Source organism: Actinoplanes sp. NPDC023714 (genome assembly GCF_040639855.1).
In the GTDB taxonomy this organism is placed as follows: Bacteria; Actinomycetota; Actinomycetes; order Mycobacteriales; family Micromonosporaceae; genus Actinoplanes.
Genome location: NZ_JBFAAR010000004.1, coordinates 321,535 through 338,110, shown reverse-complemented (window position 1 = coordinate 338,110; position 16,576 = coordinate 321,535). Strand labels below are relative to the sequence as shown.

Sequence of the window (16,576 nt, the reverse complement as noted above, 5' to 3'; positions counted from 1 at the left end):
GCGAGGGCAGCGACGTGCGACTGTCGGAGGTCTCTTCCGCCGAGGCTCGTCGAGCCACGACCGCCGGTCCCGGGCCCGCCGCGAGCGGCGTTCCGTGCTGACGAGACCGGAGCAGGGGAATACTCCCCTCCCACGGGAGCCATTGTTGCGCATCCTGTCCCGGAAACGCACACCGGGAGACCCAAGAGTGGCGGGGATCCCGCCGCGCGTCGCATTCATTCGCGTTTCATCCCAGGCTAACCCCGGTGACGGTCAGTTTTCGGGCGAACCCTCACAGTTCCCAAGGCATCCTAGTAAGCTTTCCATCCCGCCCGTATGGGACGCTTGCCAACATGGTTCTCGAAGTAACGCTGATCGACGTACTGCCCGGCCGCGACGGCGACTTCCTGGAGGCTTACCGCCTGGCCCGCCCCACCATCGCGGGCGCACCGGGCTGCCGCTCGGTCCGGGTCAAACGCGGCGTCGAGGGAACCACCCGCTTCATGCTCCTGGTCGAGTGGGACAGCATGGAGGCCCAGGAGCACAACTTCCGCCGCACCGAGCGCTTCGCCCAGTGGCGAGCCCTCATCGCGACGACGCTGGCCCAGCCCCCGCTGGCCGAGTTCTTCACCGACGTGGTCCCGGCCGGAGCCCGTCCCGACCCCGACCACGACTTCTTCGCGGCCTGAGAAGGCTTGCAGCGGCCCCCGACGGAGGCTTCGCAAGGGCTTAGCCCGGGGCTTAGAAGCCGGCGGCGACTCACCCAGGACGAGCCCGCCCCGGGCTTGGGAGCCGGCGGCGAGGCACCGAGGATGAACCGCCCGGGGTTTGGAAGCCGGCAGCGACCCACCCAGGATGAACCGCCCGGGGTTTGGAAGCCGGCAGCGACCCACCCAGGACGAGCACCCGCGCCACCCACCAAGCCGGCACCGGCCCACCCAGCCCAAGGCACGCCTGCCCCCACACACCGTGGCCCCCGGCCCCGGCCCAACCGGTCCGCCCCTCCAGCCCGGCCCCCTCCGGCCCCGGCCCGGGCCCGCCGGCCCCGACGGCCAAACCCGAAAACCCTTATTTCACCCCCGCCATATCCATCCCCCGCAACTCCTTCTTCAGCTCCGCCACCTCATCCCGGATCCGGGCCGCCAGCTCGAACTGCAACTCCCGCGCCGCCGCCAGCATCTGATCGCTGAGATCCTGGATCAGCTGTGCCAGCTCGGCCCGGGCCATGCCCTCGCGAGCCGGCCCACCGGCGCTGCGGGCCTTTGAGCGCGTCTCCGGCACCGGACCCTTGCCGCGGGACATCTGGCGGCCGGCGCCGCCCACGATCGCGGCGTCGGTGTCCTCGGCTTCGCGGTAGATGTCGTCGAGGATGTCGTGGATCTTCTTGCGGAGGGCCTGCGGCTTGATGCCGTTGGCCTCGTTGTGGGCGATCTGCTTGGCCCGGCGCCGGTCGGTCTCCTCGATCGCGTCGCGCATCGAGGGGGTGATCTTGTCGGCGTACATGTGGACCTCGCCGGAGACGTTTCGCGCGGCCCGGCCGATCGTCTGGATCAGTGAACGGCCGCTGCGCAGGAAGCCCTCCTTGTCGGCGTCGAGGATCGCGACGAGCGACACCTCGGGCAGGTCGAGGCCCTCGCGCAGCAGGTTGATGCCGACGAGGACGTCGTAGTCGCCCTTGCGCAGCTCCTTCAGCAGCTCGACCCGGCGCAGCGTGTCGACCTCGGAGTGCAGGTAGCGCACCCGGATGCCGTTCTCCAGGAGGTAGTCGGTGAGGTCCTCGGCCATCTTCTTGGTGAGCGTGGTGACCAGGACGCGCTCGTCCCGCTCGGTACGCAGCTTGATCTCGTGCATCAGGTCGTCGATCTGGCCCTTCGTGGGCTTCACCACGACCTCCGGGTCGACCAGGCCGGTCGGCCGGATGACCTGCTCGACGAACTCGCCCTGGGCGTGCTCCATCTCCCACGGGCCGGGCGTGGCCGACAGGAACACCATCTGGCCGACCCGCTCGAGGAACTCGTCGAAGCGCAGCGGGCGGTTGTCGGCGGCGCTGGGCAGCCGGAACCCGTGCTCGATGAGGATGCGCTTGCGGGAGGCGTCTCCCTCGTACATCCCGCCGATCTGCGGGATCGTCACGTGTGACTCGTCGATGACCGTGACGAAGTCGTCGGGGAAGTAGTCGAGCAGGGTGTAGGCCGGCTCGCCGGGGCGGCGGCCGTCCATGTGCATCGAGTAGTTCTCGATGCCGTTGCAGAAGCCGACCTGGCGCATCATCTCGATGTCGTACGTCGTCCGCATCCGCAGCCGCTGCGCCTCGAGCAGCTTGCCCTGCCGCTCGAACTCGGCGAGCCGCTCCTCCAGCTCGGCCTCGATGTCGCGGATCGCCCGCTCCATCCGCTCCGGGCCGGCCACGTAGTGCGTCGCCGGGAAGATGACCAGCTCGTCGACCTCGCGGACCACCTCGCCGGTGAGCGGGTGGAGGTAGTAGAGCTTCTCCACCTCGTCGCCGAAGAGCTCGACCCGGACGGCCAGCTCCTCGTAGGCCGGGATGATCTCGAGGGTGTCGCCCCGGACCCGGAACGTGCCGCGCTGGAACGCCATGTCGTTGCGTGTGTATTGGATGTCGACGAGGCGGCGCAGCAGCTTGTCGCGGTCGATCTCGCCGCCGACCTTCACCTTGACGGCGCGTTCGACGTATTCCTGAGGGGTGCCGAGGCCGTAGATCGCGCTCACCGTGGCGACCACGACCGTGTCGCGCCGGGTCAGCAGCGACATGGTCGCCGAGTGGCGCAGGCGCTCCACCTCTTCGTTGACCGACGAGTCCTTCTCGATGTAGGTGTCGGTCTGGGCGATGTAGGCCTCGGGCTGGTAGTAGTCGTAGTAACTGACGAAGTATTCGACGGCGTTGTTGGGCAGCAGCTCGCGGAACTCCTTGGCGAGCTGGGCACAGAGCGTCTTGTTGGGCGCGAGCACGAGGGCGGGCCGCTGGAGCCGCTCGATGAGCCAGGCCGTCGTGGCGCTCTTGCCGGTGCCGGTGGCGCCGAGCAGCACGGTGTGCCGATCGCCGCGGCGCACGCGCCGCTCGAGCTCGTCGATCGCGGCGGGCTGGTCGCCCGCGGGCTGGAATTCGCTGACGACCTCGAACCGGTTGTCGAGTCGTGGGATGTCGAGCGCCATGCCCCACACGGTACGTCGGGGGTATGACAAGTTGCCGCCGAGCCGTGCGGTGGGTGCACAAAACGCCCAGGCCTGCGGCATTGTCGCGGCCTTGACGGGCCACCTACCCTGGCTGGGTAGGCCGCTCGCGGCGGCCGCAGGCACCGGTGATCCACCGAGATCACCTGCCGCACCGTGGTCGATGCGCTCCCGGGATCACCCGGCCGGGCGCACCCGCGGTGGGTCGCACCGACCGGCCGCCGCGAGAGCCCCCAAAGCCGGGCAGTCACCCAAAGCCGGGCAGCCACCCAAAGCCGGGCAGTCACCCAAAGCCGGGCAGCCACCCAAAGCCGGACAGGCGCCCAAAGCCGGGCAGGCACGATCAGGGGCCCGGCTGCCAGCCCACCTCTTCCGCCCAGTCGTCGGCGGCCTGTGCTTCGGCGTCGAACCAGGGTTCCTTCGCTTCGGCGTACCCGATCCGGTCCTGGAAGCTCTCCGCCCACGCGGCCTTGGCCGCGGCATAGGCGTCTCGCGCCTCCGGCACCGCGCGCAGGTGATCCCGCATGAGCAGCGCGAACCGCCAGCCCGGCGACCCCGCCACCCGCACGTGGAGATTGACCTCACAGCCCGGGTCGGCGCTCCCGTGAAACCGTTTCGGCCAGGTCAGACCGGGTGTCCCGCGGGCGTTGTCGAACCACTCCCCGGCCCGCCGCGGGAACCCGATCTCGCCGAGCCGGCCGGCCAGCGCGTCCGCCTCGGCCAGGGTGCGCACGCTCAGCATGAGGTCGATGACGTCCTTCGCCGGCAGGCCGGGCACCGAGGTCGAGCCGATGTGCCGCACGTCGGCGTCGCCGCCGAGGCCGTGCCTGATGCGTGCCATCAGCCGTTCGGCGCGCACCGGCCACTCCGGATCGGCCGGCAGGATCCGCACGTCGTGGGTGTTCACGACGGATCTGCCGGTCCGCAGATTGCGCTCGAACCCGACGATCCGGTCCCGCCACAGCACATCCACCCGGGCGTGCAGATCGTCGAGATCGGCGTCGTTCGTGATCACCACGTCGCCGGCGGCACGGCGGCGCCCGTCGTCGGTCTGGGCGCCGATGCGGGCGGCGGCTTCCGCCGCCGTCATGCCGCGCAGCTGCGTGAGACGCTTGATGCGCAGGTCACGGTCGGTTTGGACGACCAGGACCAGATGGTACGAGGGAGCCAGCCCCGCCTCGACGAGAAGTGGCACGTCGTTCACGACGATCGCGTCCGGGGCCGCCGCGCGGGTCAGTTCGGCCGTCCGGGTGCGCACCCGGGGGTGGATGATCCCTTCGAGGGTCCGCCGGGCGTGCTCGTCGCCGAAGACCTTGGCGCCCAGGGCCGGCCGGTCCAGCTCGCCGCCGGCGGTCAGCACCCCGGCCCCGAACGCCGCCACGATCTCGGCGAGGCCCTCCGTCCCGGGCCGGACCACCTCGCGGGAGAGCAGGTCGGCGTCGATGATCACGGCGCCGCGTTCGGCGAGGCGCTTCGCCACGGCACTCTTACCCGCGCCGATCCCGCCCGTCAGTCCCACCCTCAGCATGGGGACCAGTATCCCGGTGCACTCGATCGACAGCGCTCCCCGGCCCGGGAAATCCCGTCATCCGGCGATCTCGGTCCCGCCTGTTCTGGACCGGCTGTTTCCGGGCGGCTGCTCCGGGCCGGCTCCTTCCCGGCGGCTGCTCCGAACCGGCTCCTTCCGGGCGGCTGCTCCCGGAAAGGCGAAAGGCCGCCCCGACCGGAGTCGGGACGGCCTTTCGTCGATCTAACCTTCGGCTACTGCCTGCGTCAGCTCTTGCCGCCGGCAAGCTTCTCGCGCAGAGCGGCGAGAGCCTCGTCGGTGGCCAGGGTGCCGGCCGGCTCCTCGGCCGAGCGCGCCGGGGCCGACGAGCTCGAGGAGGACGACGACGAGGTGGTCACGCCGCCGGCCGGAGCCGGGTTGAGCGCGGCCTCGGCGTCGGCGTCGCGGGACGCCTGCACCTGCTTGGTGTGGGCCTCCCAGCGCTCGCGGGCGTCGGCGTACTGCTTCTCCCACGTCTCGCGCTGCTTCTCGTAGCCCTCGAGCCACTCGCCCGTCTCCGGGTCGAAGCCCTCCGGGTAGATGTAGTTGCCCTCGGCGTCGTACGTCGCGGCCATGCCGTAGAGGGTCGGGTCGAAGTGCTCCTCGCCCTCGACGAAGCCCTCGTTGGCCTGCTTGAGCGACAGCGAGATCCGGCGGCGCTCCAGGTCGATGTCGATGACCTTGACCAGGACGTCCGAGCCGACCTGCACGACCTGCTCGGGCAGCTCGACGTGACGCTCGGCGAGCTCGGAGATGTGGACGAGGCCCTCGATGCCGTCGTCGACGCGGACGAACGCGCCGAACGGAACGAGCTTCGTGACCTTACCCGGGACGATCTGGTTGATCGCGTGGGTCCGGGCGAACTGACGCCACGGGTCCTCCTGGGTCGCCTTCAGCGACAGCGAGACGCGCTCGCGGTCCAGGTCGACGTCGAGCACCTCGACCTCGACCTCCTGGCCGACCTCGACGACCTCGGACGGGTGGTCGATGTGCTTCCAGGAGAGCTCGGAGACGTGCACCAGGCCGTCCACGCCACCCAGGTCCACGAAGGCGCCGAAGTTGACGATGGAGGACACGACGCCCTTGCGGACCTGGCCCTTCTGCAGCTTGTTGAGGAACTCGGTGCGAACCTCGGACTGCGTCTGCTCGAGCCAGGCGCGGCGGGACAGGACCACGTTGTTGCGGTTCTTGTCCAGCTCGATGATCTTCGCCTCGAGCTCACGGCCGACGTACGGCTGGAGGTCGCGGACGCGGCGCATCTCGACCAGGGAGGCCGGGAGGAAGCCACGGAGGCCGATGTCGAGGATGAGACCACCCTTGACGACCTCGATGACCGAGCCGCGGACGACGCCGTCGTCTTCCTTGATCTTCTCGATGGTGCCCCAGGCACGCTCGTACTGAGCGCGCTTCTTCGAGAGGATCAGACGACCCTCCTTGTCCTCCTTGGTGAGGACGAGGGCTTCGATGTGGTCACCAACCGACACCACTTCCGCGGGGTCCACGTCATGCTTGATCGACAACTCGCGCGAGGGGATGACGCCCTCGGTCTTGTAGCCGATGTCGAGCAGGACCTCGTCCCGATCGACCTTGACGACGGTGCCTTCGACAATGTCGCCGTCGTTGAAGTACTTGATGGTCTCGTCGATGGCGGCGAGGAAAGCTTCCTCAGAACCGAGATCGTCGACGGTGACCTTGTTGGCGCTCGAGGTGGCCTCGATGCTGCTCGTCATGTGGACAGTTGCTCCGAACGGATGGATTCGTGGTGTCTCCCGCGCTCGACGGAACTGCCGCAGGCCGCGACACGAACGAGCGAGACGACCCACCCGAAGCGAGTCAGATCAATGCAGTCGATCATGCCGAGACCGGCGACCACGGAACCTGCTCCCTGCCGAGGCACACGATCCGCGAGCGCATCGACTAGCTTACCGTGCGCATTACCACAGGTTGCAAGCCCTCCTGAGTACCGCGGCACATTGTTGGTCCGGAACCAGCCAGCATGACCCATATGGGCCGAATCGTAACCGGCGACACGCCTGCCGTACCGTTGCCGCGTGACTGAGATCGCTCCCCTTTCGGCCCGGCCCGCCGCGTCCTCTCCGGCCGTGACCGAGTCGGAGGCCCGGCGGGCGAACCGCTCCTGGTGGGATCTGGACGCCGACGACTACCAGGACGAGCACGGGGCCTTCCTCGGCGACGCCGACTTCGTGTGGTGCCCCGAACGTCTGCGGGAAGCGGACGCGGGACTTCTGGGCGACGTACGCGGAAAGAAGATCCTGGAACTCGGAGCCGGCGCCGCGGCAGCGAGCCGGTGGTTGCGCCTGCAGGGCGCGTACCCGATGGCCCTCGATCTTTCGGCGGGGATGTTGCGGCATGCGCTGGAGGCGGCCGCGCGCAGCGGGGTGAGCGTGCCGCTCGTGCAGGCCGACGCGCTGGCGCTGCCCTTCGCGGACGACGCGTTCGACATCGTGTGCACGGCGTTCGGGGCGATCCCGTTCGTCGCCGACTCGGCCGCCGCCATGCGCGAAGTGGCCCGGGTGCTGCGGCCGGGCGGCAGCTGGGTGTTCTCGGTGACGCATCCGATGCGGTGGGCGTTCTGGGACGAGCCGGACGAGTCGGGGCTTGTGGTGCGGAACTCGTATTTCGACCGTACGCCGTATGTCGAGCGGGATGAGGACGGCTCGGTCACCTACCTGGAGCAGCACCGGACGCTCGGCGATCGGATCCGGGAGATCGTGGGGGCGGGGTTCGTGCTGCGCGATCTGGTCGAGCCGGAATGGCCGGAAGGGCACACGCAGATCTGGGGGCAGTGGAGTCCGCTGAGGGGGCGGCTCTTCCCTGGCACCGCGATCTTCGTCTGCGACCTGCCGCGCTGATCGGGGTTCTCGGGCCGGGCCGGGCCGGGCCGGGCCGGGCCGTGCCGCGCTGGCGGCGTGGCCTGGCTGGCGGAGTGGCCCGGCTGCACGCCAGAGCGACAAATCGGGCGCGGAAGCAGCCGTGGCGTTCAGCCAGAGTGGCTGGCTGCACGCCAGAGCGACAAAACGGGCGCGGAAGCAGCCCTGACGTTCAGCCAGAGTGGCCGGCTGCACGCTAGAGCGACAAAACGGGCGCAGAAGCAGCCGTGGCGTTCAGCCAGAGTGGCTGGCTGCACGCTAGAGCGACAAAACGGGCGCAGAAGCAGCCCTGACGTTCAGCCAGGTTGGGCTGGCTGCACGCTAGAGCGACAAAACGGGCGCAGAAGCAGCCCTGACGTTCAGCCAGAGTGGCCGGCTGCACGCCGGGGCGACAAAACGGGCGCGGAGAGAGCGCTGACGTGCAGCCGGCTCGGTGCGCGGGACGGCTCGGTGCGCGGGACGGCTGCAGCGTATTGCTCCCGCAACCGGCGTGTCACCACCATGCACTGCAGCCGAGCCAACCCGGCTGCAGCCCATCGCTCCCCGACCGGCGTGTCACGACCATGGGCTGCAGCCGGCGACCGGGACCCGATTGGGGCGGGGCTGTTTCCGGGGGGCGGTGGCGGGTATCGAGCAGGGCATGAGCAGCGAGAAGAAAAGCCTGAAAAAAGGCGATAAAGTGACCTGGCGCAGTCACGGCGAAGACGTCCGCGGCACCGTCGAGCAGAAGATCACCAAGCGGACCGAAGCGGCCGGCCGCACCGTGGCGGCCTCGGCGGACGAGCCGCAGTACAAGGTGAAGAGCGACAAGACCGGGCGCGAGGCCGTGCACAAGCCGGGGTCGTTGCGCCATGGCTGACGTGCACGCGGAGTTCCGCGACGCCGTGAACATGACCGCCTCGGAGCTCAGCAAGTGGCTGGAGAGCGACGAGTCGAAGGACGTCGGTCAGAAGTCGTCGTCCGGGGCCGAGTCGGTGGGGCACGACTCCGGGCGGAAGATCGTCAAGATTCTCGGGAAGAAGAAGTCCGAGCTGAGCGACGGCGACGAGGAGCACATGCGGAAGGTCGTCGGATACGTGCACCGGCACGCCGCCCAGCGCCCCGACGGGGACGTGACCGAGACGCGGTGGCGGTACTCGTTGATGAACTGGGGACACGATCCGCTCAAGGGCTGAGAGGACTGACTTCCAGCACGTCCGCCAGCAGCGAGAGCGTCTCCGGCACCGCGCGGTAGTAGACCCAGGTGCCGCGCCGGTCGCAGTCGACGACCCCGGCCTCGCGGAGGATCCGCAGGTGGTGCGAGATCGTCGGCCCGGTCAGCGCGAACTCTCCGCTCAGGTCGCAGACGCAGATCTCGCCCTCCGGCGCCGAGGCGATCATCGACAGCAGGCGGAGCCGGACCGGGTCGCCGAGGGCCTTGAACATGCCGGCGATCACGGCTGCCCGATCGGCCTCGAGCGACCCGCGCACCAGGGTCGCCCCCGCGACCTGGGCGATGATCGAGAGCACCGGTGAGGGCCGGGACTCGGTGATCTCCATCGACATCGATCCACTCGGCATCGGACCAGAGTGGCAGATCACCGCAAGATATGGGGAAATGCCACCCGTCCGATTACGGACTTCAGTGGTCCGCGCTGTTCCAGTCCCGGCCGCCGCCGACCGACACCTCCAGCGGCACCGAGAGCGGGAACGCGCCGCCCATCTCCCGGCGGACCAGCTCCTCGAGCTGCTCCCGCTCGCCGGGCGCCACCTCGAACACCAGCTCGTCGTGCACCTGGAGCAGCATCTTCGAGGCGAGGCCGGAATCCTCGAGCGCCTCGTCGACCCGCAGCATCGCGATCTTGATGATGTCGGCGGCGGAGCCCTGGATCGGCGCGTTCAACGCCATCCGCTGGGCCATCTCGCGGCGCTGGCGGTTGTCGCTGAGCAGGTCGGGCAGGTAACGCCGGCGGCCCAGGATGGTCGCCGTGTAACCGTCCTTGCCGGCCTGCGCCACCACGGCCTGGAGGTAGTCGCGGACGCCGCCGAAGCGTTCGAAGTATTCCTCCATGAGGCCGCGGGCCTCCTCGGTGGAGATGGTGAGCTGGTTCGAGAGGCCGAACGCGCTCAGACCGTACGCAAGGCCGTAGTTCATCGCCTTGATCTTGCGACGCTGGTCGGCCGTGACCTCGTCGAGCCCGACGTGGAAGACCGAGGACGCGGTGGCAGCGTGGAAGTCGGCCCCCGAGTTGAACGCGGCGATCAGCGCGTCGTCGCCGGAGAGGTGCGCCATGATCCGCATCTCGATCTGGCTGTAGTCGGCCGTCATGAGCTGCTCGAGGCCCGGTCCGACGACGAAGGCGCGGCGGATCCGGCGGCCCTCCTCCGTACGGATGGGGATGTTCTGCAGGTTGGGATCGGTCGACGAGAGCCGGCCGGTCGCCGCGACGGTCTGGTTGAACGTCGTGTGGATCCGCCCGTCGTCGGAGACCGACTTGAGCAGGCCGTCGACGGTGGATTTCAGCTTCGCCACGTCGCGGTGGCGCAGCAGGTGCTCCAGCAGCGGGTCGGCGGTCTGCGCGAAGAGGCTCTGCAGCGCGTCGGCGTCGGTGGTGTAGCCCGACTTGATCTTCTTGGTCTTCGGCAGGTTGCGCTCGACGAAGAGGATCTCCTGGAGCTGCTTGGGCGAGCCCAGGTTGAACTCCCGGCCGACCACCTCGTGCGCCGCCTGCTGGGCGGCTTTGACCTCGGCGGCGAAGTGCGCCTCGAGCTCGGAGAGGTAGTGCGTGTCGGCCGCGATGCCGAGCTGCTCCATCCCGGCGAGCACCACCGAGAGCGGCTGCTCCACGTCGGCCAGAAGGCGCATCGACTCGCCGCCGTCGCGGGACAGCTCGGCGGTGAGCACCTCGGCCAGGTCGAGCGTGGCGCGGGCGCGGAGCATCAGGTTCATCTCGGCGGCGCCCTGGTCGCCGAGGCCGTCCATGAGGCTCATCTGGCCGTTGTCGGGCTCGTCGACCCGCAGCTCGCGCTTGAGGTAGCGCAGGGCCAGGTCGTTCAGGTCGTAGGCGCGCTGGTCGGGCTTGGCGAGGTAGGCCGCGAGGGCGGTGTCGGTGGTGACGCCGGCCAGCTCCCAGCCGTGTGCCCGGAACGCGAGCAGCGCCGGTTTCGCGTCGTGCACCACCTTGGGGCGGCCGGGCTCGGCCAGCCAGGCGGCGACGGCGCGCTCGTCGTCCTCGTCGAGCGCGGCCGGGTCGAACCACCCGGCCGGGCCGCCCGCCGTGGCGACCGCGACGCCGGTCAGCTCGCCGGTGCCGCGGCCGAAGCGGCCGGTGACCGCGACGCCGACCGGGGCGGTGCCGGCGTGCTCGCGCAGCCAGGCCGAGACGGCGCCGGTGGCGAGGATCGCGCCGTCGAGGTCGAAGCCGGACTCGGCCTCGGGCTCGACCGACTCGAGATAGGAGTAGAGCCGCTCGCGCAGCACCCGGAACTCCAGGGCGTCGAAGACGGCGTGCACCGCCTCGCGGTCCCACCCCGGCCAGCGGACGTCCTCCGGGCGCAGCGGCAGCTCGAGGTCGCAGACCAGCTGGTTGAGCTCGTAGTTGCGCATCACGTCGGCGAGGTGGGCGCGCAGGCTCTCGCCGGCCTTGCCCTTGATCTTGTCGACGTTGGCGATGATGCCGTCCAGGCCGCCGTACTCATTGATCCACTTGGCGGCGGTCTTGTCGCCCACGCCGGGCACGCCGGTCAGGTTGTCGCTGGCCTCGCCGACCAGGGCCGCCTTGTCGCGGTAGAGGTGGGGCGGCACGAAGTATTTCGCCTCGATCGCCTCCGGCGTCATCCGCCAGACCTCGGAGACGCCGCGGACCGGGTAGATGATCGTGACGTGCTCGCCGGAGAGCTGGAACGCGTCCCGGTCACCGGTGGAGATGACCACCTCCATGCCGCTCGCGCGCGCCTGGGTGGCGAGCGTCGCGATGACGTCGTCGGCCTCGTAGTTCTCCTTCTCCACGACCGGGATGCGCAGCGCCTCGAGCACCTCCTTGATCAGGCTGACCTGACCCTGGAAGGGCTGTGGCGTCTCCGAGCGGCCGGCCTTGTAGTCGGCGTATTTCTCGGTGCGGAAGCTCCGGCGGGACAGGTCGAACGCCACCACGATGTGCGTCGGCTTCTCGTCGCGCAGCATGTTGATGAGCATCGAGGTGAAGCCGAAGACAGCGTTCGTCGGCTGGCCGGTGGCGGTGCTGAAGTTCTCCACCGGGAGCGCGAAATAAGCCCGGTAGGCCAGGGAGTGGCCGTCGAGCAGCAGGAGGCGTGGAGTCTGGGCGTCGTCGCTCACGTCGGAGAACTCTAGTCGCCGGGTACGACAATCCCGGACGCGCCGCTCTCGGGACGCCAATCGTCTGACACTTGCGGAAGGTTACGGATAGGCAACTCTCCTGTTGCAGCCAGCGTCCAGCCCTAGTGCGGAGGACTTCGGCCCTTTAAGTTTCCACAGCATCAGCGTCATGGCAGTGGGAGCCCACCAACGCACCCACCGCGCTGGACAAAGGAGAATTGATGATCCGCCGCAACTTCGCATGGCGCAGCGTCGCCGTGCTTGGTGCCGCTTGCCTTGCCCTGGGCGCGTGCTCGAACTCCGACGACGAGCCGACCGAGGGTTCCTCCTCGGCTCCCGCTGCCGCTGCCGGCGACGGTGTGCTGAAGATCGGCACCCTGCTGCCGCAGACCGGTTCGCTCGCGTTCCTCGGCCCGCCCGAGTTCGCCGGCGTCGACCTGGCCGCCAAGGAGATCAACGCCGCCGGTGGCGTCCTGGGCAAGGACGTCGTCGTCAGCGACACCGACTCCGGCGACACCTCCACCGACATCGCCAGCCAGTCCGTGAACAAGCTGCTCGCCGAGAAGGTCGACGTCATCATCGGCGCCGCCTCGTCCTCGGTCTCCCTCTCCGTGATCGACAAGATCACCGGTGCGGGCGTGGTGCAGATCTCGCCGGCCAACACGTCGGACCAGTTCACCACGTACAACGACAAGGGCCTCTACTACCGGACCGCCCCGCCGGACGTGCTCCAGGGCCGCGTCCTCGGTGACCTCGTCGTCGCCGACGGCAACGCCACCGTCGGCATGCTGGTCCTCCAGGACGCCTACGGCACCGGCCTCGCGAAGTCGGCCCGCGCCGCGATCGAGAGCGGTGGCGGCCAGGTCGTCGCCGAGGAGGTCTACGACCCGAAGGCGGCCGACTTCTCGGCCGAGATCGGCAAGATCAAGCAGGCCAACCCGTCGGCGATCATCATGATCGGCTTCGACGAGACCAAGAAGATCGTCCCGAAGCTGGTCGAGGCCGGCCTCACCGCCAAGTCGAAGAAGTGGTACTTCGTCGACGGCAACCTGTCGAACTACGGCTCGGAGTTCCCGAACGGGACCTTCGAGGGCGCCAAGGGCACCCTGCCCGGCGCGAAGGCGGGCGACGACTTCCAGAAGAAGCTCCTCGAGGTCGACCCGGCCCTGAAGGACTTCTCCTACGCCGCCGAGTCCTACGACGCCGCGATCCTGACCGCGCTGGCCGCCGAGGCCGCCAAGAGCGACGCCCCCGGCGACTACTCGAAGCAGCTCGCCGCGGTCTCCAAGGACGGCGAGAAGTGCACCACCTTCCAGCAGTGCAAGGAAGCCCTCGCCGGCGGCAAGGACATCGACTACGACGGCGTGAGCGGCCCGATCTCGTTCAACGACGCCGGTGACCCGTCCGAGGCCACCATCGGCATCTACCAGTACGGCGCCGACAACACCTACAAGAACGTCGCCTACCAGACCGGCAAGATCGACGGCTGATAGCAGGTTCGCGTAGCAGCTCCACCTTCTCAGCGAGGGCCCGGCCATCTGGCCGGGCCCTCGCCCGTTCTGCCGCGGCCTGAGAGCTTCCCTCACGCCCTTTCGGGGTACGGGGGACCGCCGGCGCCACGCCGGCCTCCACGTCCCGCCGGCCGGGCGGCGGAGGGTGTTGCCGGGGCGAGGACGCTCCACGCCGACCGGGCCGCGGAGGGTGTCGCCGGGGGCGAGGACGCACCACGCCGCTCGGGCTGCTGAGGGTGTTGCCGAAGGCGAGTGCGCGCCACGCCGGCCGGGCGGCGGAGGGTGATGCGGGGCCGGGGGTGGCCGGGTGCGCGCCGTCGCCCGTGGGCGGGGACCGGGCGGCCCCCTCGTACCCATGAAGGAGAGCGCAAGGGGAAGTCCTGGCGTGACCCACGCACGGCGAAGGCCCCGGAACCAGGCGGTTCCGGGGCCTTCGGGCGAAGCGGGCGGATCAGGCCTTGGCGAGCGTGCCCAGGTAGAGCTCGATCACCTTGGGGTCGTGGATCAGGTCGCGGCCGGACGCGGTGTAGGCGTTGCGGCCCTGGTCCAGGACGTAGCCCCGGTCGCAGATCTGGAGGCAGCGGCGGGCGTTCTGCTCGACCATGATGACGGTCACGCCGGTCTCGTTGATCTGCTTGGTACGGAAGAAGACCTCGTCCTGCATGGCCGGCGAGAGACCCGCCGACGGCTCGTCGAGCAGCAGGACGCTGGGCTCCATCATCAGGGCGCGGCCCATCGCCACCATCTGCCGCTCACCGCCGGAGAGCGAGCCGGCGCGCTGCTTGCGCCGGGTGCCCAGGGCGGGGAAGAGGCCGGCGACGAAGTCGAACCGCTCCTTGAAGCGCTTCGGGCGCAGGAACGTGCCCATCTCCAGGTTCTCCTCGATGGTGAGGGTCCCGAAGACGTTGTTGGTCTGCGGCACGAAGCCGATCCCCTTGGCGACCAGCTTGTTCGCCTTGACGTTGGTGATCTCCTCGCCGCGCAGGGTGACCTGCCCGGACCGGATCGTCACCAGGCCGAAGAGGGCCTTGAGCAATGTCGACTTGCCGGCGCCGTTGGGGCCGATGATGCCGACCAGCTCGCCTTCCTTGGCGTACAGGTCACAGCCGTTGAGGATGTTCACGCCCGGCAGGTAGCCGGCGATCACGTCGTCCACCCGGACCAGAGCGCCGTCGGCCGCGCTCAGGTGCTCGGAGCGGCCCTCGACCTCGTTGCCGGAGGTTGCGTCACTCATCGTTCTTACCTCCCTCGAGCACATCGGTGGCAGCGACCGGCACCTCCGCCGAGACCTCGGCGGCGTCGTGCTCGGTGCCGTCGTGGTGCGAGCCCAGGTAGGCGTCGATGACCCGCGGGTCCGCCATCACCGTGTCCGGCGTGCCCTCGGCGATCACCTTGCCCTGGCCCATCACGATGACCCAGTCGCTGATGTCGCGGACCATGTCCATGTCGTGCTCGACGAAGAGGACGGTCATGCCGTCCTCCCGCAGGCTCTTCACGTGGCCGAGCAGCGACTGCGTCAGAGCCGGGTTCACGCCGGCCATCGGCTCGTCCAGCATGACCATGTCGGGCTGGACCATCAGCGCCCGGGCCATCTCGAGCAGCTTGCGCTGGCCGCCGGAGAGGCTGCCCGCGAAGTCGGCCCGCTTGGCGTCGAGCTTGAACCGGGTGAGCAGCTCGTCGGCCCGCTCGGTGATCTCCTGCTCCTGCTTCTTCCAGATGCCGGGGATCAGCGAACGCCAGAAGGACTCGCCCTTCTGGCCGGTGCCGCCGAGGCGCATGTTGTCGATGACCGTGAGCCGGGACAGCGCCTTGGTCAGCTGGAACGTGCGGACCATGCCCTGCTTCGCGACCTTGTGCGCGGGCACGCCGGCGAGCGGCTTGCCGTTGAACTTCCAGTCGCCCTCGTCCGGCCGGTCGAAACCGGTCAGCAGGTTGAAGAACGTGGTCTTGCCGGCCCCGTTCGGGCCGATCAGCGCGGTGATCGCACCACGCTGGATCTCGATGTGGTCGACCGCGACGGCGGTCAGGCCGCCGAAGCGCCGGACCACGTTGTCGGCGACCAGGATCGGGTCCTTCTTGGGCGCGCCGGGCTCGTGCGGGACGTCCTTGAGAGCCTCGCGCGCTTTCGCCACACCGGGCGGGACGGTGACGTCATCGGCCATCGAGCATGACCTCCTTCTTGTCGCCGAAGATGCCCTGTGGGCGGAAAATCAGCAAGAGGACGAGGCCGAGACCCACCAGGATGAACCCGACCGCACCCGCCTGGTTGGCGTCCATGATCCAGCTCGGGATGTACCCGGCCGAGATCGCCGAGGGCAGCACCGCGTTGACGAACGCGAGCAGGAACCAGAAGATCATCGACCCGACGACCGGGCCGAAGACGCGGGCGGCGCCACCGAGGATGACGATCGTGTACATGTAGAACGTGAACTCGGTGCCGTAGGTGTCCGGCTGCACGGCCGCGCGGCTCAGCGCGAAGATGAAGCCGCCGAGCGAGCCGAGCACGCCGCCCAGGATGAGCGACTGCATCTTGTACGAGACGACGTTCTTGCCGAGGCTGCGCACGGCGTCCTCGTCCTCGCGGATGGCCTTGATGACCCGGCCCCACGGGCTGCGCATCGACAGCCAGACGATGAGCAGCGAGATCGCGATGAGGATCCAGCCGACCGTCATGACCCAGAGCTCACGCTCGTCGAAGCTGACGATCCCGATCTCCAGCGACGAGCTGTACGGGTTCATCGCGAAGAAGTCGTCGGAGAACCGCTGCAGACCGTCGGAGCCGCCGGTCCACTCGCTCAGCGACACCGAGCGGAAGAGCAGGCGGACGATCTCGGCGGCGGCGATCGTCACGATCGCCAGGTAGTCGGCGCGCAGGCGCAGCGTCGGGATGCCGAGCAGCAGCGCGAGCAGGACGGCACCGAAGAGGCCGACCAGGATGCCGGTCCAGAACGGCAGGCCGAACGTCGACACCGTCATGGCGAGGCCGTACGCGGCGACGCCGAGGAACGCCGACTGGCCGAAGTTCAGCAGGCCGGTGTAGCCGAAATGCACGTTCAGGCCGATGGCGGCGAGCGCGTACGCGATCATGGTGGCGTTGACCAGCGACTCGAGAGAGACGCCGAAGATGATGTCCCAGTTCATC

At 69.2% G+C, this 16,576-nt stretch carries 12 protein-coding genes and 1 pseudogene; 5 read left to right on the top strand and 8 right to left on the bottom strand.

Features of this window, described 5'->3' with window-relative positions; genetic code table 11:
• Positions 1-332 precede the first annotated feature (332 nt).
• The gene (locus AB0G10_RS20845) at positions 333-668 is read left to right on the top strand and encodes an antibiotic biosynthesis monooxygenase family protein (RefSeq protein ID WP_360923865.1); all 336 of its coding nucleotides are present in this window, start codon (positions 333-335) and stop codon (positions 666-668) included.
• Positions 669-1,047: 379 nt separating this feature from the next.
• On the opposite strand, the gene uvrB is transcribed toward AB0G10_RS20845, so the two are convergent.
• The 3 genes from uvrB to rpsA all read right to left on the bottom strand — a co-directional run bounded on the left by uvrB (position 1,048) and on the right by rpsA (position 6,447).
• Positions 1,048-3,153, bottom strand: coding sequence for an excinuclease ABC subunit UvrB (uvrB, locus tag AB0G10_RS20840; protein WP_360923862.1), 2,106 nt, complete (start codon positions 3,151-3,153; stop codon positions 1,048-1,050).
• 361 nt (positions 3,154-3,514) lie between these two features.
• Positions 3,515-4,699 (bottom strand): dephospho-CoA kinase, encoded by a 1,185-nt coding sequence (gene coaE / locus AB0G10_RS20835; protein ID WP_360923859.1) that lies wholly within the window; start codon positions 4,697-4,699, stop codon positions 3,515-3,517.
• A 245-nt stretch (positions 4,700-4,944) separates the two neighbouring features.
• Positions 4,945-6,447: a 30S ribosomal protein S1 gene (gene rpsA / locus AB0G10_RS20830; protein ID WP_360923856.1), complete on the bottom strand. Its 1,503-nt coding sequence runs from the start codon at positions 6,445-6,447 to the stop codon at positions 4,945-4,947.
• A 330-nt stretch (positions 6,448-6,777) separates the two neighbouring features.
• On the opposite strand from rpsA, the gene AB0G10_RS20825 reads away from it, so the two are divergent.
• The 3 genes and pseudogenes from AB0G10_RS20825 to AB0G10_RS20815 form a co-directional block, all read left to right on the top strand.
• Positions 6,778-7,590, top strand: coding sequence for a methyltransferase domain-containing protein (locus tag AB0G10_RS20825; RefSeq protein WP_360924985.1), 813 nt, complete (start codon positions 6,778-6,780; stop codon positions 7,588-7,590).
• Between the two features lie 658 nt (positions 7,591-8,248).
• Entirely contained in the window at positions 8,249-8,467 is a 219-nt protein-coding gene (locus AB0G10_RS20820; protein WP_360923853.1) for a DUF2945 domain-containing protein, read from the top strand.
• Positions 8,460-8,780: pseudogene (locus tag AB0G10_RS20815) on the top strand (DUF3140 domain-containing protein); the annotation flags it as partial. The gene AB0G10_RS20820 and the pseudogene AB0G10_RS20815, both read left to right, overlap by 8 nt.
• Here AB0G10_RS20815 and AB0G10_RS20810 read toward each other — a convergent pair.
• Together AB0G10_RS20810 and polA are read right to left on the bottom strand one after the other, a co-directional pair.
• Positions 8,773-9,168 (bottom strand): metalloregulator ArsR/SmtB family transcription factor, encoded by a 396-nt coding sequence (locus AB0G10_RS20810; RefSeq protein WP_360923850.1) that lies wholly within the window; start codon positions 9,166-9,168, stop codon positions 8,773-8,775. The pseudogene AB0G10_RS20815 and the gene AB0G10_RS20810 overlap by 8 nt on opposite strands.
• A 61-nt stretch (positions 9,169-9,229) precedes the next feature.
• Positions 9,230-11,923, bottom strand: a complete 2,694-nt coding sequence (polA, locus tag AB0G10_RS20805) for a DNA polymerase I (protein ID WP_360923847.1) — start codon at positions 11,921-11,923, stop codon at positions 9,230-9,232.
• Between the two features lie 221 nt (positions 11,924-12,144).
• Here polA and AB0G10_RS20800 point away from each other — a divergent pair, with 221 nt between their 5' ends.
• Entirely contained in the window at positions 12,145-13,413 is a 1,269-nt protein-coding gene (locus AB0G10_RS20800; RefSeq protein WP_360923844.1) for an ABC transporter substrate-binding protein, read from the top strand.
• 472 nt (positions 13,414-13,885) lie between these two features.
• On the opposite strand, the gene AB0G10_RS20795 is transcribed toward AB0G10_RS20800, so the two are convergent.
• Genes AB0G10_RS20795 through AB0G10_RS20785 form a run of 3 tightly spaced genes read right to left on the bottom strand, consistent with a single transcriptional unit; the run spans position 13,886 to position 16,575 of the window.
• Positions 13,886-14,668 carry an ABC transporter ATP-binding protein gene (locus tag AB0G10_RS20795; RefSeq protein WP_360923842.1) on the bottom strand — a complete coding sequence of 261 codons (783 nt, stop codon included), beginning with the start codon at positions 14,666-14,668 and terminating at the stop codon, positions 13,886-13,888.
• Positions 14,661-15,596: an ABC transporter ATP-binding protein gene (locus AB0G10_RS20790; RefSeq protein ID WP_360923839.1), complete on the bottom strand. Its 936-nt coding sequence runs from the start codon at positions 15,594-15,596 to the stop codon at positions 14,661-14,663. The genes AB0G10_RS20795 and AB0G10_RS20790 overlap by 8 nt, the downstream gene beginning before the upstream one ends.
• Positions 15,586-16,575: a branched-chain amino acid ABC transporter permease gene (locus AB0G10_RS20785; RefSeq protein ID WP_360923836.1), complete on the bottom strand. Its 990-nt coding sequence runs from the start codon at positions 16,573-16,575 to the stop codon at positions 15,586-15,588. Before AB0G10_RS20785 ends, AB0G10_RS20790 begins: the two co-directional genes overlap by 11 nt.
• Position 16,576: the final 1 nt, after the last annotated feature.